This window comes from Mycobacterium sp. TH-M25, assembly GCF_057473665.1.
Genome location: NZ_JBYCLA010000324.1, coordinates 1 through 6,416 on the forward strand (window position 1 = coordinate 1; position 6,416 = coordinate 6,416).

6 protein-coding genes and 1 pseudogene are annotated in these 6,416 nt (G+C 65.4%); 4 read left to right on the plus strand and 3 right to left on the minus strand.

Annotated elements, in window-relative coordinates; all coding sequences use genetic code 11:
- Nucleotides 1-323: pseudogene (locus AC2VOU_RS10895) on the minus strand (M23 family peptidase); the annotation flags it as partial.
- 267 nt (nt 324-590) lie between these two features.
- Between AC2VOU_RS10895 and sucC the strand changes: the two are divergent.
- The 3 genes from sucC (at nt 591) to AC2VOU_RS10910 (ending at nt 4,301) form a co-directional block, all read left to right on the plus strand.
- Nucleotides 591-1,754, plus strand: a complete 1,164-nt coding sequence (gene sucC, locus AC2VOU_RS10900) for an ADP-forming succinate--CoA ligase subunit beta (protein WP_486957391.1) — start codon at nt 591-593, stop codon at nt 1,752-1,754.
- A 22-nt stretch (nt 1,755-1,776) separates the two neighbouring features.
- Nucleotides 1,777-2,679, plus strand: a complete 903-nt coding sequence (gene sucD, locus AC2VOU_RS10905; RefSeq protein WP_486957392.1) for a succinate--CoA ligase subunit alpha — start codon at nt 1,777-1,779, stop codon at nt 2,677-2,679.
- Between the two features lie 80 nt (nt 2,680-2,759).
- On the plus strand, nt 2,760-4,301 hold the full coding sequence (locus AC2VOU_RS10910; RefSeq protein ID WP_486957393.1) for an acetyl-CoA acetyltransferase: 1,542 nt from the start codon (nt 2,760-2,762) through the stop codon (nt 4,299-4,301).
- Nucleotides 4,302-4,305: 4 nt separating this feature from the next.
- On the opposite strand, the gene AC2VOU_RS10915 is transcribed toward AC2VOU_RS10910, so the two are convergent.
- Both AC2VOU_RS10915 and AC2VOU_RS10920 read right to left on the minus strand, forming a co-directional pair.
- Nucleotides 4,306-4,698, minus strand: coding sequence for a hypothetical protein (locus tag AC2VOU_RS10915; protein WP_486957394.1), 393 nt, complete (start codon nt 4,696-4,698; stop codon nt 4,306-4,308).
- A gap of 15 nt (nt 4,699-4,713) precedes the next feature.
- Nucleotides 4,714-5,562 (minus strand): LLM class F420-dependent oxidoreductase, encoded by an 849-nt coding sequence (locus AC2VOU_RS10920; protein ID WP_486957395.1) that lies wholly within the window; start codon nt 5,560-5,562, stop codon nt 4,714-4,716.
- A gap of 249 nt (nt 5,563-5,811) precedes the next feature.
- Between AC2VOU_RS10920 and AC2VOU_RS10925 the strand changes: the two genes are divergently transcribed.
- The coding region (locus AC2VOU_RS10925) for a DUF5336 domain-containing protein (RefSeq protein ID WP_486957396.1) at nt 5,812-6,416 on the plus strand (605 nt) is incomplete at its 3' end.

Sequence of the window (6,416 nt, forward strand, 5' to 3'; positions counted from 1 at the left end):
GTGACCGTCGATTCCGACCCGCTGCGGACGCGCAATCGGCCCCGCTCGAGCGGGCCCAGGCGAAGCTCGGAGGCGCTGGGACCGATCAGGTCCAGAACGCGAAGGTTGTCGGTGTCGTCGAGGTCATCGAGCTCGGGTGCGCTGAGAACCTGCGCTTCCTTCTCGAAAGCTGAGTTGTCGCTGAATTCCGAATCGGTGAGTTTCCCGAATTCGTTGAACGGGATGATGTCCGTGACTTCGTTGGGGTGGAGCGTCGACCTGCGCTCGCGCGGCCCCGAGAGTTCTCCTCGCGCAGGAGACAGAGTCGAGTGTTGCTGGGCCAACGTGATTTGTCCTTCGAGGCGTAACCGTAACGTTATCTGGACCCTGAGACGTTAACCGGCGACCGCGAATCGTGGCAAGCGAAGCCCAAAATAGGGTTCGGAATGTGATTTGTATCACTCACAAGATCCCGGTGAGATCTGCCACATCAGCCGATGCCGACGATGGAACCTTCGGGCCGTCTCGATACAGTTCCCGCAAGCGGGCAACGGAAAACTCTGGGCTCGCGTGGAAACGGAAAAACTAGGCCGACACACAGAAGTGAGCCCATGGATCTTTTCGAGTACCAGGCAAAAGAGCTGTTCGCCAAGCACAACGTCCCCACCACGCCCGGCCGGGTGACCGACACCGCCGACGGGGCCAAGGCCATCGCCGCGGAAATCGGGCATCCCGTGATGGTCAAGGCCCAGGTCAAAGCCGGTGGACGAGGCAAAGCCGGTGGTGTGAAGTACGCCGCGACCCCGGACGACGCTTTCAACCACGCGAAGAACATTCTCGGCCTGGACATCAAGGGCCACGTCGTGAAGAAGCTGCTGGTCGCGCAGGCCAGTGACATCGCCGAGGAGTACTACATCTCCTTCCTGCTGGACCGGGCCAACCGCACCTACCTGGCCATGTGCTCGGTCGAGGGCGGCGTGGAGATCGAAGAGGTCGCGGCCACCAAGCCCGAGCGGCTGGCCAAGGTCCCGGTCGACGCCGTGAAGGGCGTCGACGTCGCGTTCGCCCGCTCGATCGCCGAGCAGGGCCACCTGCCCGCTGAGGTGCTCGACGCGGCGGCGGTGACCATCGCCAAGCTGTGGGACGTTTTCGTCGGCGAGGACGCCACGCTGGTCGAGGTCAACCCGCTGGTCCGAACGCCCGACAATCAGATCCTGGCCCTGGACGGCAAGGTCACGCTGGACGGCAACGCCGATTTCCGTCAGCCCGGCCATGTGGAGTTCGAGGACCGCGACGCCACCGACCCGCTGGAGCTCAAGGCGAAAGAGCATGACCTCAACTACGTCAAGCTCGACGGCCAGGTGGGCATCATCGGCAACGGTGCGGGCCTGGTCATGTCAACGCTGGATGTCGTCGCCTACGCCGGCGAGAAGCACGGCGGCGTCAAGCCGGCCAACTTCCTCGACATCGGTGGTGGCGCATCGGCCGAGGTGATGGCCGCGGGGCTGGACGTCGTACTGGGCGACCATCAGGTCAAGAGCGTGTTCGTGAATGTCTTCGGAGGCATCACTTCCTGTGACGCCGTTGCCACCGGGATCGTCAAGGCCCTGGAGATGCTGGGCGGCGACGCCAACAAGCCGCTCGTCGTGCGTCTTGACGGCAACAACGTCGACGAAGGGCGGCGGATTCTCACCGAGGCCAACCACCCACTGGTGACGCTGGTGCCCACGATGGACGAGGCCGCCGACAAGGCCGCCCAGCTGGCTAGCGCCTGAGACTGAAAGGAAACATGACTCAATGTCCATATTCCTGACCGCCAAAAACAAGGTCGTCGTCCAGGGCATCACCGGATCCGAGGCCACCAAGCACACCGCCCGGATGCTCAAGGCCGGCACCCAGATCGTCGGCGGCGTCAACGCGCGCAAGGCCGGCACTACCGTCGCGCACAAGGACGTCAACGACGAGCCGGTGGAACTGCCGGTATTCGCCCATGTCAAAGAGGCGATCGAGAAGACCGGCGCGGACGTCTCGATCATCTTCGTGCCGCCGGTCTTCGCCAAGGACGCGATTATCGAGGCCATCGACGCCGAGATCCCGCTGCTGGTCGTGATCACCGAGGGAATCCCGGTACAGGACAGCGCCTATGCGTGGGCCTACAACCAGTCCAAGGGAAACAAGACAAGGATCATCGGCCCCAACTGCCCCGGCATCATCACACCCGGGCAGGCGCTGGTCGGTATCACCCCGGCCAACATCTCCGGGCCCGGGCCCGTCGGCCTGGTGTCCAAGTCCGGCACGCTGACCTACCAGATGATGTACGAGCTGCGCGATTTCGGGTTCTCCACCTCGATCGGCATCGGCGGTGACCCGGTGATCGGCACCACCCACATCGACGCGATCGAGGCGTTCGAAAAAGACCCCGACACCAAGATCATCGTGATGATCGGCGAGATCGGTGGTGACGCCGAGGAGCGGGCCGCCGACTACATCAAGGCCAACGTGTCCAAGCCGGTCGTCGGTTATGTCGCGGGATTCACCGCACCCGAAGGCAAGACGATGGGCCACGCCGGTGCGATCGTGTCCGGCTCGTCGGGCACCGCAGCGGCCAAGAAGGAGGCCCTCGAGGCCGCCGGTGTCAAGGTCGGCAAGACACCGTCGGAGACGGCCGCGCTAGCCCGGCACATCCTGGAGAGCCTGTAACGCGACGCCGTGCGCGGTCGAATTGGAACACGTTCCAGTTTTCGGTTAGCCTGACGAACTAACACGTCAGGAGGCCGGTAATGAGCGGCGCTATAGACCCCCGTACGCTCGTCGTCGTCGGAGTGGGCCAGTTCACCGAGCGCATCGACGACCCCGGCTATTGCGGCATGTCCTCGGTCGAACTGGCGACCGAGGCCGTGCGGGCCGCGCTCGCCGACACCGGCGCCGACGTGACCGCGGTGGCGTTGGCCATCGAGGTGTTCGCCGGCCTGCGCCAGTTCGAGATCTGCACGCCGTTCAACCGGCCGCCGTTCGGCTGTTCGGACAATTACGTCCGTTCGGTGGCCAATCGGGTGGGCGCCGATCCGGCGCGTGCGGTGCTCGAGCCGATCGGTGGCAACGGTCCACAGAAGTTGATGACGGAGTTCGCCGGGGCGATCGCCGCAGGCGACGTCGAGGTCGCGTTGATCCTCGGTTCCGAGCCCGGGTCGACGGCGAAGTACTTCGCCGCGCGCGACGACAAGCCCGATTTCACCGAACACGTCGGTGGCCAGCTCGAGGACCGCGGCTACGGTTTCGAGCAGTACATGAGCGAGTACACCGCCAAGCACGGGCTGACCGGAGCGCCCGTGCAGTACGGGCTGCTCGACAACGCGCGCCGAGGACGGCTCGGGCTCAGCGTCGCCGACTACCGGCGTGCGATGGCCAAGCTCTTCGCGCCGTTCTCTAAAGTCGCTGCCAAGAACCCGTTCTCGTCCTCACCGGTGGAACGGTCGGTGGAGGAGATCGAAACCGTCACCGACGAGAACCGGATGATCTGCGACCCGTATCCGCGGTTGCTGGTGGCGCGCGACACCGTCAATCAAGGAGCCGCCGCGCTGGTGATGTCGGTGTCGGCGGCCCGCCGGCTTGGTGTGCCCGAGGACAAGTGGGTTTATCTGCGCGGGCATGCCGATCAGACCGAGCAGGATTTGTTGCACCGCGTCGACGTCAGTATCAGCTACTCCGCCAAACAGGCTGTGGCAGAAGCGCTCCGCGGCGCGGGCATCGGCATCGACGACGTGACGACGTTCGACCTCTACAGCTGCTTCCCGTTTCCGGTGTTCGCGGTGTGCGACGCGTTCGCCCTCGCCGCCGACGACCCACGCGGCCTGACGCTGACTGGCGGCCTGCCGTACTTCGGCGGCCCCGGCAACAGCTATTCGCTGCACGGTATCGCCGAGACGGTGACCGCCATGCGCGACAACCCCGGCGCGTTCGGGCTCGTCGGCGCCAACGGCGGTGTGATGAGCAAGTATTCGGTGGGGGTGTACTCGACAACCCCTGGCGACTGGGCGGCTGACCGGAGCACGGAGTTGCAGCAAGACATCGCTGCCCTGCCGAAGGTACCGGTCACTCGAAACGCCAACGGTGCAGCCACCATTGAGACGTACTCCGTGCGCTACGACTGGCCGGCGACGACCGGTGTCCTCATCGGCAGGTTGGGCGCAGACGGCTCGCGGTTCATGGCGCTCACCGAGGACGAGGCACTGGTGGCGTTGATGACCGAGGGTGACCCGTTGGGTGCCGGGATCACGGTGAAGTCGAGCGACGAGGGTATCAACCAGGCTTGGCTCGCTTAGCTCCTCAGTGCGGCAATTCCAGTGCGGCCACCAGGCCTTCGCAGTCCTCGACAGTCACGTTGAGCGCCGAGTGGTCGCGCAGACCGATCACGCGGTGGATCCGCGGCTCGAAGTGGATGCACACGCCCTGCGTTGCGTTGGTGCCGAAGGTCAGGCCGTCGTCGGCCAGCGAAAGCCGGGCGCCCACCGCGGTCCACCAGCGGTAGGGCCCGGTGATATGCGCGTCCTGGATTTGGGACAACGGCGCGTCGACCCGGAACGGGCCGTAACGGGCGATCAGCAGGCCGTCATCGGTGACGGTGACACCCTGCTTGCTCGGCCATGCCCGGAAGGCCACCCACAGCGGAGCAAGCCGGGTCTCGTATCGGAAGGGGAAGTGCCGGCCCTGCTCGGTCATGCGCCTCCTGTCGGATTAAACCGCCGCGGCAAGCTTGCCCGCCAACCTCTCGACATACGCGGCCACCTCATCTTCGGACTTGTCGGGCAGCCCGAACAACACCTCGGTGACCCCGATTTCGGCCCAGTGCGCCAACTTCTCCGGCACCGGCTTGAAGTCCAGCGCAACGATCTGCGGCGCGCCGTCGCGACCGGCCGCGGCCCAGGTGTCCTGCAACACCCGCACCGGCGTGTCGATGTCGAAGTCACGTGGCGTCGTGATCCAGCCATCGGCGCTGCGGGCAATCCAGGTGAAGTTCTTCTCCGTGCCGGCCGCGCCGACCAGCACCGGGATGTGCGACTGCACCGGCTTTGGCCATGCCCAACTCGGTCCGAAGCTGACGAATTCACCGTCGTAGGAGGCCTCTTCTTTGGTCCACAGCGCCCGCATCGCTTCGATGTATTCGCGCAGCATGGTTCGGCGACGGCCGGGCGGCACACCGTGGTCGGCCAGTTCATCGGTGTTCCAGCCGAACCCGACCCCCAGGCTGACCCGGCCACCCGAGAGGTGGTCGAGCGTCGCGATGGATTTGGCCAGCGTGATCGGGTCATGTTCGACCGGCAAAGCCACCGCGGTGGACAGCCGTACCCGCGACGTGACGGCGCATGCCGCGCCGAGGCTCACCCAGGGATCCAGCGTGCGCATGTAGCGGTCGTCGGGCAACGTCTCGTCGCCGGTGGTTGGGTGGGCGGCCTGGCGCTTGACCGGAATGTGGGTGTGTTCGGGTACATAGAACGTGGTGAACCCGTGGTTATCGGCAAGAGTGGCGGCCGCTGCCGGGGAGATTCCGCGATCACTGGTGAACAGCACGAGTCCGTAGTCCATGGATGAATTAGAACGTGTTCCAATCTTGCGGGCAACCATCAGGTGGGGCCGGCTGTCGAGATGTGCAACGACTCCGTGTCCGAGATGGGCTAGCGTTGTTGATCGGTTCGCGTCGCAAAGCTCCCGCCGGCCGCGGCCTACGGTGTTGACCCGGCGTTTACCGGTAGCCTCGCGGGAGGCGCCGCGCGGGAGTAACCAGCGTCGCACGACAGTGGCGCCGCACACTTATCGGAAAGCACAGGAGAAACCATGACTTACCCGCCAGGCAACCCCGGATATCCCCCCGCGCAGTCGCCCGGCTCGTACCGGGGTCCGGGTTCGACCTCGTTCGCGAGGTCCGAGGACACCGAGACCAACCTCAAGCACTATTTGATCATCGCGGTCGCGGTTCTCGGTGTGTTGACCTATCTGGCGAGCTACTTCCCGATGGTCTCCCGCGTCTTGCCCAACGGCGACGAGCTGGTCGAGAAGGGCAGCACCCTGTCGCTGGACTTGGTGCTGCTGGCCGGCCTGCTGGCGGCAGTGAACCTGCTTCCCAAGGCCAAGAACTTCCTCGCGGTGGTGACCGCGGTATCGCTCCTGGGCGCGTTACTGCTGATACAAGACACTGTCGACGCCACGGGCCGCGGCACCGGATTGTGGATCGCGGTGACGACCGCTGTCGTGCAGGCGGCGCTGGCCATCAGCGCTCTGCTGCTGGATGCGGGCGTCATCACGGCGCCGGCACCCCGCCCCAAGTACGACCAGTACTACGGCCAGTACGGCGGCTACTACGGTCAGCAGCAGAGCCCCTACCAGCAGTCCGGTTACGGCACGCAGTACGGCGGCTACCCCTCGGGCGCGAACACCGGCGG

Excerpts from the sequence above, each read along its gene's own strand:
- sucC (WP_486957391.1), top strand. The coding sequence starts at position 591 with ATGGATCTTTTCGAGTACCAGGCAAAAGAGCTGTTCGCCAAGCACAAC.
- sucD (WP_486957392.1), top strand. The coding sequence starts at position 1,777 with ATGTCCATATTCCTGACCGCCAAAAACAAGGTCGTCGTCCAGGGCATC.
- AC2VOU_RS10910 (WP_486957393.1), top strand. The coding sequence starts at position 2,760 with ATGAGCGGCGCTATAGACCCCCGTACGCTCGTCGTCGTCGGAGTGGGC.
- AC2VOU_RS10915 (WP_486957394.1), bottom strand. The coding sequence starts at position 4,698 with ATGACCGAGCAGGGCCGGCACTTCCCCTTCCGATACGAGACCCGGCTT.
- AC2VOU_RS10920 (WP_486957395.1), bottom strand. The coding sequence starts at position 5,562 with ATGGACTACGGACTCGTGCTGTTCACCAGTGATCGCGGAATCTCCCCG.